The 16,701-nt window shown below is 57.1% G+C and carries 19 protein-coding genes; 13 read left to right on the forward strand and 6 right to left on the reverse strand.

All coding sequences use genetic code 11. The features are described 5' to 3' along the window. The first annotated feature begins 96 nt into the window (after nt 1–96). Nucleotides 97–999, forward strand: a complete 903-nt coding sequence (nhaR, locus tag AC1ME2_RS03690) for a transcriptional activator NhaR (RefSeq protein ID WP_480439389.1) — start codon at nt 97–99, stop codon at nt 997–999. Here the strand turns inward: nhaR and AC1ME2_RS03695 are convergent. Beyond that, nucleotides 996–2,150: an MFS transporter gene (locus AC1ME2_RS03695; RefSeq protein WP_480439391.1), complete on the reverse strand. Its 1,155-nt coding sequence runs from the start codon at nt 2,148–2,150 to the stop codon at nt 996–998. The two genes, nhaR and AC1ME2_RS03695, sit on opposite strands and share 4 nt — an antisense overlap. Before the next feature lie 227 nt (nt 2,151–2,377). Further along, on the reverse strand, nt 2,378–2,887 hold the full coding sequence (locus AC1ME2_RS03700) for a DUF1993 domain-containing protein (protein ID WP_480439392.1): 510 nt from the start codon (nt 2,885–2,887) through the stop codon (nt 2,378–2,380). A 118-nt stretch (nt 2,888–3,005) separates the two neighbouring features. Between AC1ME2_RS03700 and AC1ME2_RS03705 the strand changes: the two genes are divergently transcribed. From AC1ME2_RS03705 to AC1ME2_RS03720, 4 genes are all read left to right on the forward strand, one after another. Then, nucleotides 3,006–3,659: a YceH family protein gene (locus tag AC1ME2_RS03705; protein WP_480439393.1), complete on the forward strand. Its 654-nt coding sequence runs from the start codon at nt 3,006–3,008 to the stop codon at nt 3,657–3,659. Between the two features lie 190 nt (nt 3,660–3,849). After that, complete coding sequence (locus AC1ME2_RS03710; RefSeq protein WP_480441977.1) at nt 3,850–4,212, forward strand: hypothetical protein; 363 nt, start codon at nt 3,850–3,852, stop codon at nt 4,210–4,212. A gap of 230 nt (nt 4,213–4,442) precedes the next feature. Next, nucleotides 4,443–4,637, forward strand: coding sequence for a hypothetical protein (locus tag AC1ME2_RS03715; RefSeq protein WP_480441978.1), 195 nt, complete (start codon nt 4,443–4,445; stop codon nt 4,635–4,637). Nucleotides 4,638–4,767: 130 nt separating this feature from the next. Further along, a complete protein-coding gene (locus tag AC1ME2_RS03720; protein ID WP_480439394.1) occupies nt 4,768–4,950 on the forward strand; it encodes a hypothetical protein in 183 nt (60 codons plus the stop codon). A 98-nt stretch (nt 4,951–5,048) separates the two neighbouring features. Here AC1ME2_RS03720 and AC1ME2_RS03725 read toward each other — a convergent pair whose 3' ends face one another. Beyond that, nucleotides 5,049–5,609 carry a hypothetical protein gene (locus AC1ME2_RS03725; RefSeq protein ID WP_480439396.1) on the reverse strand — a complete coding sequence of 187 codons (561 nt, stop codon included), beginning with the start codon at nt 5,607–5,609 and terminating at the stop codon, nt 5,049–5,051. A 258-nt stretch (nt 5,610–5,867) separates the two neighbouring features. Here AC1ME2_RS03725 and pbpG point away from each other — a divergent pair, with 258 nt between their 5' ends. The 3 genes from pbpG (at nt 5,868) to AC1ME2_RS03740 (ending at nt 8,110) form a co-directional block, all read left to right on the forward strand. Then, complete coding sequence (gene pbpG, locus AC1ME2_RS03730; RefSeq protein WP_480439397.1) at nt 5,868–6,803, forward strand: D-alanyl-D-alanine endopeptidase; 936 nt, start codon at nt 5,868–5,870, stop codon at nt 6,801–6,803. A gap of 371 nt (nt 6,804–7,174) precedes the next feature. Further along, entirely contained in the window at nt 7,175–7,633 is a 459-nt protein-coding gene (locus AC1ME2_RS03735) for a DUF2214 family protein (protein ID WP_480439398.1), read from the forward strand. 57 nt (nt 7,634–7,690) lie between these two features. Next, complete coding sequence (locus tag AC1ME2_RS03740; RefSeq protein ID WP_480439400.1) at nt 7,691–8,110, forward strand: DUF3010 family protein; 420 nt, start codon at nt 7,691–7,693, stop codon at nt 8,108–8,110. 72 nt (nt 8,111–8,182) lie between these two features. Here AC1ME2_RS03740 and AC1ME2_RS03745 read toward each other — a convergent pair whose 3' ends face one another. Continuing rightward, complete coding sequence (locus tag AC1ME2_RS03745) at nt 8,183–8,731, reverse strand: DUF4174 domain-containing protein (RefSeq protein WP_480439401.1); 549 nt, start codon at nt 8,729–8,731, stop codon at nt 8,183–8,185. Between the two features lie 289 nt (nt 8,732–9,020). Between AC1ME2_RS03745 and tcuC the strand changes: the two genes are divergently transcribed. Together tcuC and AC1ME2_RS03755 are read left to right on the forward strand one after the other, a co-directional pair. Beyond that, nucleotides 9,021–10,319: a tricarballylate/proton symporter TcuC gene (gene tcuC, locus AC1ME2_RS03750; RefSeq protein WP_480439403.1), complete on the forward strand. Its 1,299-nt coding sequence runs from the start codon at nt 9,021–9,023 to the stop codon at nt 10,317–10,319. Nucleotides 10,320–10,353: 34 nt separating this feature from the next. Further along, nucleotides 10,354–11,136 (forward strand): substrate-binding domain-containing protein, encoded by a 783-nt coding sequence (locus AC1ME2_RS03755; RefSeq protein ID WP_480439405.1) that lies wholly within the window; start codon nt 10,354–10,356, stop codon nt 11,134–11,136. Between the two features lie 12 nt (nt 11,137–11,148). On the opposite strand, the gene AC1ME2_RS03760 is transcribed toward AC1ME2_RS03755, so the two are convergent. Both AC1ME2_RS03760 and AC1ME2_RS03765 read right to left on the reverse strand, forming a co-directional pair. After that, nucleotides 11,149–12,078: a LysR family transcriptional regulator gene (locus AC1ME2_RS03760; RefSeq protein WP_480439406.1), complete on the reverse strand. Its 930-nt coding sequence runs from the start codon at nt 12,076–12,078 to the stop codon at nt 11,149–11,151. Between the two features lie 87 nt (nt 12,079–12,165). Then, nucleotides 12,166–13,083 carry a LysR substrate-binding domain-containing protein gene (locus AC1ME2_RS03765; protein ID WP_480439407.1) on the reverse strand — a complete coding sequence of 306 codons (918 nt, stop codon included), beginning with the start codon at nt 13,081–13,083 and terminating at the stop codon, nt 12,166–12,168. Nucleotides 13,084–13,301: 218 nt separating this feature from the next. Here AC1ME2_RS03765 and AC1ME2_RS03770 point away from each other — a divergent pair, with 218 nt between their 5' ends. The 3 genes from AC1ME2_RS03770 to scpB are packed head-to-tail and all read left to right on the forward strand — an operon-like array spanning nt 13,302 to nt 16,691. Further along, nucleotides 13,302–14,594, forward strand: coding sequence for an MFS transporter (locus AC1ME2_RS03770; protein ID WP_480439408.1), 1,293 nt, complete (start codon nt 13,302–13,304; stop codon nt 14,592–14,594). Nucleotides 14,595–14,640: 46 nt separating this feature from the next. After that, nucleotides 14,641–15,894, forward strand: a complete 1,254-nt coding sequence (locus AC1ME2_RS03775; RefSeq protein ID WP_480439409.1) for a CaiB/BaiF CoA transferase family protein — start codon at nt 14,641–14,643, stop codon at nt 15,892–15,894. Next, nucleotides 15,891–16,691: a methylmalonyl-CoA decarboxylase gene (gene scpB, locus AC1ME2_RS03780; RefSeq protein WP_480439411.1), complete on the forward strand. Its 801-nt coding sequence runs from the start codon at nt 15,891–15,893 to the stop codon at nt 16,689–16,691. Before AC1ME2_RS03775 ends, scpB begins: the two co-directional genes overlap by 4 nt. Nucleotides 16,692–16,701 lie beyond the last annotated feature (10 nt).

Below are 16,701 nucleotides of genomic sequence, written 5' to 3' on the forward strand. Positions count from 1 at the left end.
GGCCCGGCGCCTGGGCTGCATTCTAGGGAGACAAACACATCAGAAAAATTCGTATTTTTGCCATGTATACTTCGGTTTTTACGAATCGGCCTTGTCATGCTTAATTATCGACAGCTGCACTACTTCTGGGTCGTGGCCAAAACGGGCAGCATCGTGCGGGCGGGCGAGCAACTGAACCTGACACCGCAAACCATCAGCGGGCAGATCAGCCTGCTGGAGCAAACCTTTGGTGTGGATTTGTTTCGTCGGGTGGGTCGGCAATTGGAGCTGACCGAAGCCGGTCGTCTCGCCCTGCCCTATGCGGAGCAAATGTTTCAGCTCGGCGATGAACTCGAAGCCCTGCTTCGCGCGCAACCCGATGAGCAGCAGATCCTGTTTCGCATCGGGGTCGCGGATGTGGTGCCCAAGTCGATTGTGTACCGGCTGATTGCACCGACCATGGCGCTGGCTGAGCCAATTCGCATCACCTGCCGCGAAGACAAACTTGAGCGTTTGCTGGCCGATCTGGCTATCCAGCGATTGGATCTAGTGATCTCGGACAGCCCGATGCCTCCGCATCTGGATATCAAAGGCTACAGCCAGAAACTGGGGGAATGCGGTATCAGCTTTTTCGCAACCCAGGCACTGGCCGAGCGCTATGGGCAGAATTTCCCACACGGGCTGCAAGGTGCGCCGCTGTTGGTGCCGGGGCAGGAAACGGTAATCCGCAGTCGCCTGATGCGCTGGTTCGCCGAACAAAAAGTGCAGCCACGGATTGTCGGGGAGTTCGATGACAGTGCGCTGATGAAGGCATTCGGAAAATCCGGTAGCGGGATTTTCATCACACCCAGTGTGATTGCCGACGAAGTACAGGCGCAATACGGCGTACAAATGATCGGCCAGACTGATGCCGTCACCGAATATTTTTACGCGATATCCGTCGAACGCAAGATCAAGCACCCTGGCATCGTTGCCATTACCGAAGGCGCTCGACGCGGGCTATTCACCGCACCCGATTAAGCGCAAATGGGCGCAGGCTTGGCGGACATCATCAGCAGCGCCAACAGCACCGACAGCAAAATAATGCCCGCCGCTGCAAACCCCAGGCTACCCAACCCCAGGTGGTCAATTACCCGACCACCGATGATCGCGCCAATGCCAATCCCCAGGTTCGCCCCGGCGATGTTCAACGAGGCCGCAAAAGCTGGCGCCTGGGGGGCCGCCTTCATCAACCGAACATGGCTGACCAGAAACAACGCTGCCTGAGTAATGCCCCAGACGGCCAACGCCAGTGCAAGGCCTAGCGTCGAATGCATGCTTGGCACCACAGCCACCATGCCGGTGATCATGAACGCGCTGAAGAACAAACTGGCAATCAATGGATGGTGGTCAACCATGCGCCCACCCAGCGAGTTACCCAGCAAGCCGACCGCACCAAAGCCCATCAGGCACCAGCCCACCACGGTGCCATTGAACCCCGCCAGACGTTCGAGCATGTCCGCCAGGTAGGTATAGGCCGTAAACATGCCGCTGAACACCAACACTGACAGCAGCACATGACCGAGCATCAATGGGCTGCGCAATATCTTGAACTGCCCCAGCAATGAAACCGGCTCTTTGTGCTTGTGTGTCGCAGGCAGGTAGATCCATAACAGCAGGGCCTTGGCAAATGCCACGACGGCCAGAATGGCAAATGCGCTACGCCACCCCCAGGCATCAGAAATCAATGTTCCGACCGGGATGCCGAATACGGTCGCGCAGACAATGCCAAAACCAATCTTTGAAATAGCGCGTCCAGCGTATTCCGGGCCGACAATATCCACGGCGGTCTCACTGGCCAGTGCCCAGAACACAGGCAACCCAAGGGCTGGAATCAGTCGCGCAACGGCCATCACGGCAATGTTGGGTGCCAATGCTGCTAATACGTTGGAGAAGCCAAACATGACCAAAATGGTGATGAACAGGCGCCTGCGCTCAAAACGCGAAAAATACGCTGTCAAGAAAGGCCCGAAAGCGGCCACGGTGAATGCGAACAAGGTGACCAATAGGCCTGCCTGCGACACCGTGATATCCAGGTCACGGGCTATCGCGGGCAACAGGCCGACGATAATGAACTCTGTCGTCAGCACCGTAAAACCGGCAGCCGACAACAGCAAAATAGGCAACAACATGAAAACTCCAGAACGACGACACAGATCAGTCCGCAAGGAAAGATCTGTCGGGAAATACATACGAGTGGGGAAAGAATACTAACAGAGAGTCGCGCAAGCTGAAGCGTTAAAGCAACCGACCCTTACGCTGCAGAACGCAGAGACGGCATGACGCAACATCAAAAAAGCCGCTGCACGAAACCTCTCATGCGGCGGCTGGGTGTCAATCAGACAGGTCGTTCAGGGGATCAGTACGCACCCATGTAGTCGCGCTTGCCGACTTCAACGCCGTTGTGACGCAGGATGGCGTAAGCCGTGGTGACGTGGAAGAAGAACTGCGGCAGGCCATAGGCCAGCAAGTAGGTTTGCGCGTCGAAGCGCTTCTCTTTGGGCGTACCTGGACGCGTGATGATCTCGCGATCTTCCTGGCCGTTGATCTGCTCAGGGCTGATGGTGGCGATGAAAGCCAGAGTTTTGGCGATCAAGGCTTGCAACTCGGCGAAGGTTTTTTCGGAGTCGTCATATTTCGGTGCTTCTATGCCCGCCAGGCGGGACGAGACGCCCTTGGCGAAATCAACGGCGATTTGTACCTGACGTATCAGTTGGAACATGTCCGGGAACAGGCGAGCCTGCAACAAAGCGTCAGGTTCGATGTTTTTTGCCGTGGCATGGGCTTCAGCCTTGGCCAGTACGTCGCTCAAAGCGCTGAGCATTTGTTTGAAAACCGGAACGGAAGTGGCGTATAGGGAAATAGTCATGGCAGATCCTGGATTGAAGGTGGCGTGATTATAGTCATGGGGGGCGCACGAAAGCGGCTTGTCTTTTATATCCCCGAGCCCATAGGCTAGTTGCCTTCAAACGCCCAGGGAAAGCGCTATGTCTACCGAGACCGTGTCTACCGACTCCGCCGATAAGCTACAACTCAACAGTGTAGAAGTTCGCATTCTAGGCTGCTTGATCGAAAAAAAAGCTACCAGCCCCGAAACCTATCCTTTAACCCTCAATGCGTTGGTCACTGCCTGTAATCAAAAAACCAGCCGTGAACCGGTGATGAACCTGACCCAGGGCCAGGTCGGCCAAAGTCTGCGCGCGCTCGAAGGCCGTGGCCTGACACGGCTGGTAATGGGCAGTCGTGCCGATCGCTGGGAACATCGCGTCGATAAAGCCCTGGAACTGGTGCCGGCACAGGTCATTTTGAGTGGTTTGCTGTTTCTGCGTGGCCCGCAAACCGTCAATGAGTTGCTCACCCGCAGCAACCGCATGCATGACTTCGAAGATATCGAGCAGGTCACTCATCAACTTGATCGATTGATCGCCCGAGGGCTGGCGACGCTATTGCCACGTCAGTCCGGCCAACGCGAAGATCGCTACATGCATTCATTGGGCGATCCAGACGACATCATGGCTATTCTTGCGGCCCGACAGAATCCGCCAGACCGCGCCATTGGCGGGCCGACCTCGGCAGAGCGCCTGGATGAGCTCGAAGCTAGGATTGCGGCCCTGGAAGAGCGCTTGGCAGCGCTGGAGTAAGCTATAATCGGCGGGTCGTCGACTGTCCGTTGCCAACTCGGCCACGACCGCGATAATAGACACCAGACACACTTACACAATATTTACTCATGCGCTTCGCAGATTTCTACGAAACCGCTGTCATAGTAGTATCCCGTGGCAGTGCTTGAGAGTAATGCAGGCTCGCGACAACGGGATTGAAAGTCGAGGAATAGTCATGATTCGTCATATCCCCAAGGTTGCCTTGTTGTTGGGTGCCCTAGCCATTGCAAGCCAAGCGTCAGCCGACGGGCGTGGTTGGGGCGGTCCAGGTCTAGTGGTTGGCGCTGTGGTTGGGGCCGTCGTGGCTGGCGCCGTGATGTCCTCCAACCAACCCCGGACAGTCTATGTGCAGCCGCAACCGGTCTATGCACCACAACCTGTCTATTATCAGGCACCACCGCCACCGGTCTACTACCAGCCGGTCGTAGTGGCTCCAGCCCCGGTTTATTACGGCGCACCAGGTTACTACGGTCGTCCGCATGGCTATTACGGTCATGACCATGACCGGGAAGAAGGTCGTGGGCGCTGGTAACATTCTAAAAAACAGCCCCGCCTCCAAAAAGGCGGGGCTGTTTTTTTAGCGTCTACATCAGTTCGATGGAGGTCGCTGGCGAGACAGCGTGTTTGCTTGAGTCCGTCATTATTGATGACATCGTCGTGGAGCAGATGCGCTTCAAGCGACGAACAACCGAACAACTCCTGACGACTGATCGGCCACTATCGTTCAGCGACATCAGACTTCATAAAAAGAAGGACGCCCTTATGCCAACTCAGCATCCTCATCGTGCGGAGGGATTGTGCACATCGAGCAAAGTGTATTGCGCACTGACCGAACTCAAGAGCCTGGAAGGCCATCGCAGCGCAAAACTTTTGTCCTTGCTGGCACAGAATCTGGTTGAAAAAGGTCTTCTAAACGATCACGAGGTGATGGCGATACTCGATCAAGTCGTCGATTGATCAGCCCACAAACGCCACCGGCATTAAACGAAACGAACCTCGCTACCATCAATGTCCACTATCGAGAGCAGTGATTATCACTCGCGCCCATGGCGCCGTAGAGTAGCTCCATAGATTGATGGAGGTACGTATGGGCAAGGTTCAAATCATGTCGGTAGTGGGTAGCGCAGTTCCAGCCCAGCTCAGAGAACACGGACTGCTTGCCTGCTGGTACCTGGTACAGAACGGCGAGCCCATCAGTGGACCTTTTACCTCCCTACCCGCGGCCCAGGCCCTGTCCGAGAAGTTCGATACCCGTCAGATGCTTGCCTGATACTGCTTCGCCAGTTTTCACCCTGACATAGTGCGTTGCTCCGCACATCCCCTTGTCCACATCTCTGATGTGGACTTTTTTATGCGCAGTAAAAGGGGTCAGAGACGCTCAGCCATCACCGCACCGACCTGAGTCCGGTGCGCCAGCTTTTGCAGGCGTTTTTCCAGGTTCATCAACACCACTCGATCTGCACGGCCGCTTTCAAGCTCATCGACCAGTTCATTAACCACCTGCCGCAGCTCATGGGCGATTACCACGCGGTCATCGTTCAGATCATGCTTGTGCGATTCGAACAAGCGATGCAGGAAGTCCTGAAGGGTATGTTGCAGGCGATGCCTGTCGGTGGCGCGAAGATGAATCAGGTTCATGCTGATTTTTGCCAACAGCTCATTGAGCTCGGCGCACAGGTACTGCAGGCGGCGAGCGTAACCCACCTCCCGTTCACGCATTTGCTTGTGTTGGCTCTTCGCTTCCTGACTTTTCTGAATGCCCGGCACAGCAATCGCCACCATTAAGCCCACGATCAGACCGATCGCCTGAATCCAGCCGGCCCAATCCGCAGACTTCTGAAAAAAACCAATCCCAAGCAAGAGCACCGCAACCACAGCCGCCACAACCACCAGTGCGACGTAATCCTTGCTGATAAAACCCTTGGGCATTGCGCGACTCCTGAGTCGTTTGAGAGCACTTGGCATTAATTGCGTAGGATGCTAATCGGTGTGCCCGTCAGACACCATGTCTATTGACGATTCTGATCAGCAATTGTGGTTTTTTTTCCCATGAAAGCGCTTAGCTGCTGCTAACCTCAATTCAATGGACAAGACCCATCGACAGTACTCGGAGCATACCCATAAAATGCAGTGTTTTCGTAGAAACCCGTGTTAAACGGCATATTCCATTATTAGTGAGCCCAGCTCGTGAAAATTCGTCATTCCATCCTGAGCCTATTATTTGTATGTACAGGCGCTGCACTCTCACAGAGCGCGTTAGCACGCGACCCCGCCACTCTTGATCGCGACCCTTCTAAACTTCACTTGGCTTCAGGCAGCTCCATGGTGGTCGACCTGCAGACTGACAAAGTACTGTATTCCAGCAATCCGGATGTCATTGTTCCCATCGCCTCGGTCACCAAACTTATGACGGCCATGGTGACGCTGGACGCAAAATTGCCAATGGATGAAATGATTACAGTGTCGATCGCCGACACCAAGGAAATGAAAGGCGTGTTCTCCCGGGTCAAGCTCGGCAGCGAGCTGGACCGCAAGCACATGCTGCTGATCGCCCTGATGTCCTCGGAAAACCGCGCCGCCGCGAGCCTCGCCCACAGCTATCCGGGTGGCTATAACGCATTCATTATGGCGATGAACGCGAAGGCCAAGTCGCTGGGCATGAAGCACACGGTCTATGTCGAGCCCACTGGTTTGTCCATCTATAACGTGTCCACCGCTCGGGACCTGACCAAGCTGGTACTCGCCGCACGCAAATACCCAATGCTGAGCGAGCTGAGCACCACCCCTGAAAAAACCGTGACGTTCCATAAACCCACCTACAGCCTGGGCTTCAGCAACACCGATCACCTGATCAGAAACGCCAGCTGGAACATCACGCTGACCAAAACCGGCTTTACCAATCAAGCGGGCCACTGCCTGGTGTTGTTGACCACCATGGGCAACAGACCGGTATCGGTGGTGATTCTCGATGCATTCGGCAAATACACTCACTTCGCTGACGCGACTCGTTTGCGCAACTGGGTAGAAACCGGCAAAAGCACCTCAGCGCCGGAAGTTGCCGTGCAATACAAAAATCAGAAGAACCTGACAATGAGACAGGCCGGGCTTCAGGGGAAAGAGTAAGCCTCGGTCACTTGCGAATTCGCCGAGCGTACCTGTTTCCTCTATAAAGCTCAGGTCCACGAATGGCACTCCGATGCACTGTTTCAAAAACACGCTGCAGGCGTGTTCAGACATAGAAGAGCCCGGAACAGCGAAAACTCACGCTATTCCGGGCTTTTGTCGATTAGGTCCGCCACTTAAAATACCTTTTATGCCCACACCATTACCCAAACGCCCACCGGGTGCGTATAAACGGTCATCGGACGGCATCAAAATATTAACCTGTGATCTTTTCCGGGGTTCGGGCAAAATCTCGAACAGCGAGCCTGCACTCAATTGCCCGCTCTTCGATGGGCTACTTTTTTATCGTTCATGATTGGAGACTCACAACCATGCTCTTCAAATGGTTCCTGGCGACACTGCACCTATTGGCATACGGCGTTGCACTGGGAGCGGTACTGAGCCGTGGAAGGTCTTTACGGCGGCTGAACAAAACCAATCCTTCCACACTTCGGGATGTATTTGTAGCAGACAACTTCTGGGGCATTGCTACCGCAGTGCTGCTGGTGACGGGGGCTTTGCGCGCATTTGGCGGGTTTGAAAAGGGAACCTTTTACTACCTGCACCAACCGCTGTTCCATCTTAAGATGGCTACATTCATCGCAATCATACTGCTTGAGATCGCGCCCATGGTTGCGCTGATCAAGTGGCGCAATGCGTTCAAAAGCGGCACCCCGATCGATACCCGCCACGCCTTGCTGTACTCCCGAATAAGCCACATCGAAGTGGCGCTGATCATCGTCATACTCGTTGCTGCGTCGGGCATGGCGCGCGGGATGTTTGTCAGTTAGCCATAAATAGGAAAAGAGAAGAAAATAGCTGCCTTTCCACCTATAACAGGCAGCTACATGAAAATCTGCGGTATCGAAATCAAAGGCAGCGAAGCCATTTTCGCTGTCGCCTCGCTTCAAGATAACGCTCTTGAACACCTGCCTCTGTCCACGAAAAAAATCGCCCTCGAGGACGATGATGAATCGTCGAACGTCAAAGCGTTCGCGGCCCTCGTCGAGGCGTTTGTTCGTGACAACCGTATTGACCACATCGCAATCAAAAAACGCAGCAAAAAAGGCGAGTTCGCGGGCGGTCCGACCACCTTTAAAATCGAAGGGATTTTACAGCTGATGACTCAGTGCGAGGTGATTCTCGTGTCGCCGCAAACAGTCAGCGCTCAGTATAAAAAACATGACTTTCTGCTGGCCACTTCGTTGAATAAATATCAGCACGAAGCCTATAAAACCGCGTGTTCGGCGCTAATGAAAGCAGCTTGAACAACGGGCGAGCGGTGTGTTGGCACCAGGTTAAAACCTGCACGACTTCCCAGCGGTCCGATAAAACTCCTGTCAATCATCCAACGGCTTGGGTGGTCCTGCCGGCTTGGTGGACTTGACGAGTTTGCCCGCCTTACCAGCATGGGCCGGCGTCGCCTCAGGCGCTGGTTGCGGGGGTGGCGCAGCGGCCTCTTTTTCCTGTGCGGGCAACTGGTCGATGGTGCTGAAAATCTCCTTGGGGTCGATGGGACCGGAGTGTTCGATTTTCTTCTCCCCGTCCTTGCCTACCAGGATGACCTTGGTTTGGGCACTCGCACCGAGCTTGAGCTCGCGGATCAGCGCCATGGTGGTTTGTGCGTCCAGATCCTTGCCGTTGCGCTGGCCAATGGTGTTGACCACGGTGTAGAGCACCATGTTGCGTTCGGCGAAGGCTGCGTGGTTAGCCGGTTCATCCAGGGCTTTCTTCAGGTTGACCAGGGCCGGGTCCATGGCGTTGGGGGCGATGATAATCAGCGGACGAAATTGTCCGCGATCCTGTGACAAGGGGGCATCGCTGTCTGCGGCCTGCAGGGCGCCGACGGTGGCAAGCAGAGTGACGAGGGTCAATGACCGAATGAGCATGCGCAGCTCCTTTTCATGTCCATGCATTGTTCATGAGCGTTTCATCCGTTTGGTTTCAAGCTCACAAAACGCACCTGTTGTGCTGCCTTGAAGCTTAGGTCAGTGTGCTCATCGCGCAACCAGCACCTTGAAAGGTGCATCTACCTGGATGCTGCACCCCATCCATAAGCATGACGCATCAATGAATGCGAACTATGCATTTATCAACTCAGTCTCTCTCAGCCACTATTCGCTTCTATAAAAATCATGCACGCCAGATGCATGCATAAAAGCGTCGGGAGACAAGTAGATGGCCTCAACTCAAAGCGTGACAGCGTCCCCCCGTTCCAAAGCAAGCGCGGTTTTCCGGGTAACGTCAGGCAACTTTCTCGAGCAGTTCGATTTCTTCCTCTTTGGCTTTTACGCCACCTATATCGCAGCGGCATTTTTCCCGGCGAGCAGTGAATTTGCGTCGTTGATGATGACCTTTGCCGTGTTCGGTGCGGGGTTTCTCATGCGCCCACTGGGCGCGGTCATCCTGGGCGCCTATATCGATGATGTTGGCCGCCGCAAGGGGCTGATCGTCACGCTATCAATCATGGCCAGCGGCACCATTCTGATCGTGGTGGTACCGGGCTACGAGAGCATCGGCTTGCTGGCACCGGCGCTGGTGTTGATCGGGCGGTTGCTTCAGGGCTTTTCCGCAGGCGCGGAACTGGGCGGCGTTTCGGTGTATCTGGCCGAGATGGCGACGCCTGGTAAAAAAGGCTTCTTCACCAGTTGGCAGTCGGCCAGCCAGCAGGTCGCGATCATCATCGCCGCAGGATTGGGCTTCGCCCTGAATCAGTGGATGCCTCCATCAGTGATCGCTGATTGGGGCTGGCGCGTGCCTTTCCTGGTAGGTTGCCTCATCGTCCCATTCCTCTTCATCCTGCGTCGCAAGCTTGAGGAAACCGAGGAGTTCTCTAAGCGCAAGCACCGTCCAACCATGCGTGAAGTGTTCAATACCTTGATGCAGAACTGGGTGATCGTCGTCGCCGGCATGCTGATGGTCGCGATGACCACCACCGCTTTTTACCTGATCACCGTCTATGCGCCGACGTTCGGCAAGACCGTACTCAACCTGAGCACCGCCGACGCCTTGATGGTGACGCTATTGGTGGGGGTATCCAACTTCATCTGGCTGCCCATTGGCGGTGCTCTGTCTGACCGCATCGGGCGGCGGCCGGTGCTTGTGACCATGGCCGCGCTGGCCATTGCAACGTCCTACCCTGCCCTGTCATTGCTGGCCCAGGCGCCCAGTTTCGGCCACATGCTGGAAACGCTGTTGTGGCTGTCCTTTCTATACGGCATGTACAACGGCGCGATGGTCGCGGCCCTGACCGAAATCATGCCCGCTGAAGTCCGCGTCGCTGGTTTCTCTCTGGCCTACAGCCTTGCCACTGCGGTGTTCGGCGGTTTCACTCCGGTCATTTCTACGGCACTTATTCACCTCACCGGCGACAAGGCCGCACCCGGTTACTGGATGAGTTTCGCGGCAGCCTGCGCGCTGTCCGCGACCCTGTTTCTGTACCGTGGCAAGGCCGTGCAGCTGCGCCTTGCGGTGTAACCACCCTTACGCCCTGGCGCTGGAGAAATAAGCCATGAAAGCACTGTGCATGAAGTTCGCCGCATTCGTATTGCTCGGCAGCCTGAGTCTGAGCACGGCTGCGCAAGCCGCCGAAATCCACGTAATGACGTCCGGTGGGTTTACCGCTGCCTATAAGGCACTGGGGCCCAAATTTACCGCAGACACCGGCAATACGTTGGACACCACTCTGGGTCCATCCATGGGCAAGGCGCCTGAAGCCATTCCCAACAGGCTGGAGCGCGGAGAGAAAGCCGACGTTGTGATCATGGTCGGTTATGCACTCGATGACTTGATCAAGCAAGGCAAGGTCATCCCTGGTTCACGTGTGGAGCTTGCAGATTCGAGGATCGGTGTCGTCGTGCGTGCCGGTGCGGACACGCCGAAAATAGCGTCTGTCGACGAGCTCAAAGCGGCCTTGCTCAAGGCTCGCTCAGTGGCTTACTCCGACAGTGCTAGCGGGGTGTATATCCAGGATCAATTGTTCAAGCGCCTTGGAATCGAACGCCAACTGCAACCCAAGTCCACGATGATTCCGAAAATCCCGGTAGCCTCTGTGGTCGCAACGGGCGACTACGAGCTGGGTTTCCAGCAGGTCAGCGAACTGCTGCCGGTTTCCGGCGTGACCTTCGTCGGCAAGATTCCAGAGTCAGTGCAATCGATCACTCGCTTCGCCGCTGGGATACCTGTGAATGCCCAGCACCCACAGGAGGCTAAGGTGTTGCTCGACTACCTGGCATCACCTGCGGCCCAGCCAGAAGTGCGTGCGACCGGGCTTGATTCCGTCAGCCCTAACTGACGGCCCACGCTACTAATGCACAACCGTCGGCCCCTCCGCCGACGGTTGCTGCGTTTTCATCTCGACAATCAGCCGCTCCAGCTCCAACGCCGCCGGCGTCAGCGTACGCCCCCGACGTTTGATCAAGCCGACGCTACGTATCACCTGCGGATCAGTCAGCGGCACACTGCTCAAAATTGGGTGCCCCGTGGTGGGCATTGCCATCGCGGGCGCCGCAGCGATACCCAGGCCGGCCTCGACCAACCCCAACATCGTCACCACATGCCGTGTGTCGCAGATACTCGGCCGCGCCGGTTTAATGTGGATCAATGCCTGATCGAGCAGGAAGCGATTGCCTGAGGTCTTGTCCACCGCAATGTAGTCGTGCTCAAAAAACTCGCGCCAGGTCACACTCTCTCTGCTCGCCAATACATGGTCGCGGCGGCAGGCCAGCACGTACGCCTCCTGAACCAGCAACTCAAATTCAAGCCCTGCATCCAGATTGCCCATAAAACTGAGGCCCAGATCGGCTTCCCCGCTGACCACCGCACCGTGTACGTCGTGGGCGCTGGCGTCGAGCACCTTCACTCTGATTTTCGGGTAGAGCTGGTGATAGCGAGCAATCACCCGCGGCATGAAGTAATAAGCCGCCGATGGCACACACGCGATCGTGACATGGCCCAGCCGTGTCGAAGCGACATCGCTGATACCCAGCAATGCGTCATCGAGGTCGTCGAGCAGACGTTCGGCACGCGGTGCAAACGCCCGCCCTACCATGGTCAGGCTGACGCGGCGAGTAGTGCGGTCGAACAGCTTGACGCCCAACGCGTCCTCAAGTTTTTCGATACGTCGGCTAAGGGCAGGCTGAGAAATATGGATCGATTCGGCAGCCTTGCCAAAGCTGCCTTTTTCCACCACGGCGCGGAAGGCCTGGAGATCGTTCAGGTCGAAATTGATAGCCATGGAAAACACGCCGAGGGCAATGAATAGGTTGAATACGTCGCGGCTAGGAACAGGGTATCAAGCACTGCATCCGGCTTTCTGCGTGCGTCATTGTCCGTCCGCCCACCCCGGCTGTCGCTCAAACTCGTCGAAAAGCTCAAAAATGATGGCTTTGACCTTTTGCACCGCGTTGCTCTGTACGACCGTGTCATGCCAGCACAGCGACAGATCACGCGTGAACAATCGATGATCGATCCTGGCCAGCTTGAGCTTATGTTGTTCAAGTTCAACACGGGCAGCCGCCCCAGGCAGGATGGTGACGCCTAGCTTTGCCAGAACGGCCGCGAACAACAAGTCCGTGGAGTTGGCTTCGAACTGAATGTCACATTGCAGACCGGCCTCGCGCACTGCCGACTCGACCCGACTGCGAATCGTGTTCGGTGCACAGGGCAGAACCAACGGCATCTTCGCCAAAGCATCAATCGACACCGGCTCATCCGGCAGCGAAAACTCCGGCCACGCCACCAGAAACAGCGTTTCAGTGAATAGCCGTTGGGAGACCACTCCACGGGTTTCGACCGCATCGACATTCACAGCCAATGCCACCCGCCCAACCGTGATCAGGCGTTCCAGGTCGGCGCTTGGGGCGTCGATCAACTCCAGTTTGATACCCGGATAGCGACTGCGGATCGTGCGCGCGAGCGGAATCGCCAACATGCGAGCCGTACTCGACGGCATGCCGACCGATACCTTGCCTTGCGGAAATTCGGCGTCCTGACGCAGTAGTTCCTGGGTGCCGTCGGCTTGGCGCAGCAGTTCGATGGCATGCCGGTACAGCGTCTGCCCAGCCGCAGTGGGAACCACCCCATGCACGCTGCGCACGAGCAGTTGCATGCCCATATCAAGCTCCAGGTTGCGCATTTGCTGGCTGATAGCGGGCTGGGCGATATGCAGCGCTTCACTGGCACGCGTGATATTGCCGCACTCAACCACCTTGATGAAATACCGCAACTGGCGCAGGTCCATGGGGACGCTTCCAAAGCGTTTGACTCTATACAAAATTACGATGGGACCAAAGGAATTTCATATTTGTAGGTTATGAGATGCGCTGCCTAGACTGATTTCACAATAAACGAAGCGCTGGCGGCCGCAACAGCTGGCAGCGCTTCTATAGGCCTGATCAAGGTCAATGGGAGACGTTAATGTTTAGAGCATCAACTGCATCAGCAGCATCAATACCGAGCATGAAGCCTATCAAAACGTCCTTGAGCCGCGAGCAGATCCGCGGCTTCTGGACGGTCTACGTGGGATGGGTTCTGGATGGCGTGGATTCGGTGATCTTCGCGCTGGTTTTGATTCCTGCCCTGACCGAACTGCTTCCCGTCTCGGGAATTGACCCCTCACCCAGCAATATCGCCATGTACGGTTCGATGATGTTTGGCCTGTTTCTGATCGGCTGGGGCCTGTCGTTCATATGGGGGCCACTCGCCGACCGCTTTGGCCGGGTGAAAATGCTGGCGGCCAGCATTCTGGTCTACTCACTCTTTACCGGGGCAGCGGCTTTCTCAGAGAATATTTGGCAGTTGGCGGCATTTCGGCTGATCGCCGGGATCGGCGTCGGCGGCGAGTGGGCGCTCGCCGGCACCTATGTGGCCGAGAGCTGGCCAGAAGACCGGCGCAAGATGGGCGCGGGCTATCTGCAGACGGGCTACTACTTTGGCTTCTTCATTGCCGCGCTGCTGAACTACACCGTCGGCGCAACGTATGGCTGGCGCGTCATGTTTCTATGCGGCCTCTTCCCGGCGGTCATTGCGATCTATACCGCGCTGAAGGTGAAAGAGCCTGGCCAGGTGCGCAAGGCTGCGCACAACGTCAAACGTCCCGACTCGACGACTGCCCCCCGCACGTCATGGTGGGAAATCTTTGCACCCGCCTTCCGACGACGCACGCTGACCAGCTCCTGCCTGGTCGGGGTCGCTATCGTCGGTTTGTGGGCTGGCTCGGTTTACCAAGCGACTGCCGTCGTAACACTGGCGACTCGCGCCGGTATCGACCACGTTGGGGCGGTGCACCTTGCGTCTATTGGCGCCGCAGTCCTGTCGCTCAGCACCATCCTCGGCTGCCTCGTGGCGCCATGGCTGGCCGAACGACTGGGACGACGGGTTGCGCTGGGCATCTATTTTGCCGGCATGGCGGTGTCGATCGCGGTCGCTTTCGGCTGGGTTTTCTACATGGAAAACGGCCTTGATCTATTCATGGTGTCGCTGGTATTCCTCGGCTTCTTCGGCGGTAACTTCGCGATTTTCTCACTCTGGCTGCCCGAGCAGTATCCAACCCGGATACGCGCCACGGCCTTCGCCTTCAATGCATCGGTCGGCCGCTTCATTGGCGCTGGCGTCAACTTCCTGTTGGCCGCTGCAATCCACTGGTACGGCTCGCTGGGCGCACCCATCGCATGGACGGCAGCGGCCTTCGTGATCGGCATTCTGATCCTGCCGTTTGCCGTTGAAACCCGTGATCAGCCTTTGCCGCAATAGCGCGCACATAAAACAGCATCAATCCAAACATTCACTGGAGAACTGTATGCAAGCTTTGCAAGGCGTGAAGATCGTCGACCTGAGTCGCGCACTGTCGGGGCCGTTCTGCACGATGGTGCTGGCGGACCTCGGGGCCGATGTGATCAAGATTGAACCCGGCCCGACCGGCGACATGAGCCGCACCTGGGGCCCGTTCGACCAAGGCGTGAGCACCTACTACCTATCATGCAATCGCAATAAACGCGGCATGTGCATCGACTTCCGCAATCCCCAGGGGTTGGCCACGATCCATCGGCTGATCGATGAGGCCGACGTCGTCATCGAGAACTTCAAGCCCGGCACCCTTGAGAGCATGGGGCTCGGCTATGACAGGCTCAGAGCCCGCAATCCGCGGCTGATTATGGGCAGCATCAACGCCTTTGGCGCCGACGGACCGATGAGCAGTTGGCCGGGCTTCGACCAAATCGCACAGGGGTACTCGGGGCTGATGAGCCTGACAGGGTTTGTCGATGGCGACCCAACCCGCACCGGCACGGCGATCGGCGACCTGACGTCGGGCATGTGGCTGGTGACGGCGGTATTGTCCGCCCTGCTGGAGCGAGAGCGCACCGGGCGCGGTCAGCACGTCAGCACTTCGTTGCTGGCCAGCCTGGTCGGGCTGTTAAGTGTGCACGGCCAGCGTTATCTCAGCCTGGGTGATGTCACCCCACGCACCGGCAACGCCCATTCGGTCATTTCGCCTTACGGGGTATTCCAGACGATGGACGGTCCGCTCAATCTAGCGCCGATTACTTCGGCCATGTGGGGGCGTTTGTGCGTATTGCTCGACTTACCCACGCTACCGGACGATCCGCGCTTCGCGACCAATGAGGTCCGGGTCGCGCACCGTGACGAGTTGAAGGTGATCTTAGAGAGCCGCTTAAAAACTCGCGGCAAGCGAGAGTGGACTGAGCTGTTCATCGGTGCAGGGTTGCCGGCTGGCCCGATCAATACACTCGACGAGGTGTTCGACGACCCACAAGTGTTGCATTGCCAACTGGTAGAGACGCTCATGCACCCAACACTCGGCGCACTGCGGCAGGTGGTGACCCCCGTGTTCAGCGCCACTGTCGGCGCGGAACCGACACTGGGCGTTAGCCGCCCACCGCCCCTCTTGGGTGAGCACACCGTCGAGGTGCTGCGCGAGGCTGGTTTCGACGCCGCATCGATCAACGCGCTGCTGACCACAAAGGTTGCGTACCAGAACACCGACGATTCGCCAGCAATGGCCTCTGGACAATCAACAGGAACCGCACAATGACCCCGACGCAAACCTCTTCCGCCACCGTGACAGTCAACATGATCGATGACCGAATCGGACGACTAGTCTTCAGCAACCCCACCCACCGCAACGCCCTCAGCGTACAACTGCTACAGGCACTCGACGAAAGCCTTGCCGCACTGACATCACAACGCATACCGGTCGTGATACTGGGCAGCGAAGTGGGCCAACCTGTCTGGAGCGCCGGCCACGACCTCCGCGAACTGCAAGATGACCGCGACCCGGTTGCCTACGGCAAACCCCTCGAGCAAGTATTGCGCCGCATCCGCGCCTACCCCGGCGTGGTGATCGCCCTGGTCTCCGGCTCGGTGTGGGGCGGCGCGGTCGACCTGGCGATGAGCTGCGACCTCGTCATAGCGGACCGCAGCGCAAGCTTCGCGATGACCCCGGTCAACATCGGCCTCCCCTACACCACCAGCGGTCTGCTGCGTTTCTTCAATAACCTGCCGATTCACGTACTGAAGGAGATGTTTTTCACCGCACAGAAGCTAGATGCGGAACGGGCTGAACGCTTCGGCGTGATCAATAGACTGGTCGACAGTGACGCACTGGAAGCGACTGCACTTGAGCTGGCACGCGGCATCGCCAGCAAGGCGCCGCTGGCCATTCAGGCGATCAAGGAGCAGATGCGGATTCTTGAAGACCTGCAACCGATGCCCGTCCAGGCGATGGAGCAAATTGCGGAGCTGCGTCGACAGGCGTGTGAGAGCAGCGATTTTGGTGAAGGGTTGGCCGCCTTTGCGGAGCGTAGGCCGGCAGTGTTCTGCGGTAGGTAAGACGGGCTGA

Source organism: Pseudomonas sp. ASL9 (assembly GCF_056680335.1).

Excerpts from the sequence above, each read along its gene's own strand:
- nhaR (WP_480439389.1), top strand. The coding sequence starts at position 97 with ATGCTTAATTATCGACAGCTGCACTACTTCTGGGTCGTGGCCAAAACG.
- AC1ME2_RS03695 (WP_480439391.1), bottom strand. The coding sequence starts at position 2,150 with ATGTTGTTGCCTATTTTGCTGTTGTCGGCTGCCGGTTTTACGGTGCTG.
- AC1ME2_RS03700 (WP_480439392.1), bottom strand. The coding sequence starts at position 2,887 with ATGACTATTTCCCTATACGCCACTTCCGTTCCGGTTTTCAAACAAATG.
- AC1ME2_RS03705 (WP_480439393.1), top strand. The coding sequence starts at position 3,006 with ATGTCTACCGAGACCGTGTCTACCGACTCCGCCGATAAGCTACAACTC.
- AC1ME2_RS03715 (WP_480441978.1), top strand. The coding sequence starts at position 4,443 with ATGCCAACTCAGCATCCTCATCGTGCGGAGGGATTGTGCACATCGAGC.
- AC1ME2_RS03720 (WP_480439394.1), top strand. The coding sequence starts at position 4,768 with ATGGGCAAGGTTCAAATCATGTCGGTAGTGGGTAGCGCAGTTCCAGCC.
- AC1ME2_RS03725 (WP_480439396.1), bottom strand. The coding sequence starts at position 5,609 with ATGCCCAAGGGTTTTATCAGCAAGGATTACGTCGCACTGGTGGTTGTG.
- AC1ME2_RS03735 (WP_480439398.1), top strand. The coding sequence starts at position 7,175 with ATGCTCTTCAAATGGTTCCTGGCGACACTGCACCTATTGGCATACGGC.
- AC1ME2_RS03740 (WP_480439400.1), top strand. The coding sequence starts at position 7,691 with ATGAAAATCTGCGGTATCGAAATCAAAGGCAGCGAAGCCATTTTCGCT.
- AC1ME2_RS03745 (WP_480439401.1), bottom strand. The coding sequence starts at position 8,731 with ATGCTCATTCGGTCATTGACCCTCGTCACTCTGCTTGCCACCGTCGGC.
- tcuC (WP_480439403.1), top strand. The coding sequence starts at position 9,021 with ATGGCCTCAACTCAAAGCGTGACAGCGTCCCCCCGTTCCAAAGCAAGC.
- AC1ME2_RS03755 (WP_480439405.1), top strand. The coding sequence starts at position 10,354 with ATGAAAGCACTGTGCATGAAGTTCGCCGCATTCGTATTGCTCGGCAGC.
- AC1ME2_RS03760 (WP_480439406.1), bottom strand. The coding sequence starts at position 12,078 with ATGGCTATCAATTTCGACCTGAACGATCTCCAGGCCTTCCGCGCCGTG.
- AC1ME2_RS03765 (WP_480439407.1), bottom strand. The coding sequence starts at position 13,083 with ATGGACCTGCGCCAGTTGCGGTATTTCATCAAGGTGGTTGAGTGCGGC.
- AC1ME2_RS03770 (WP_480439408.1), top strand. The coding sequence starts at position 13,302 with ATGAAGCCTATCAAAACGTCCTTGAGCCGCGAGCAGATCCGCGGCTTC.
- AC1ME2_RS03775 (WP_480439409.1), top strand. The coding sequence starts at position 14,641 with ATGCAAGCTTTGCAAGGCGTGAAGATCGTCGACCTGAGTCGCGCACTG.
- scpB (WP_480439411.1), top strand. The coding sequence starts at position 15,891 with ATGACCCCGACGCAAACCTCTTCCGCCACCGTGACAGTCAACATGATC.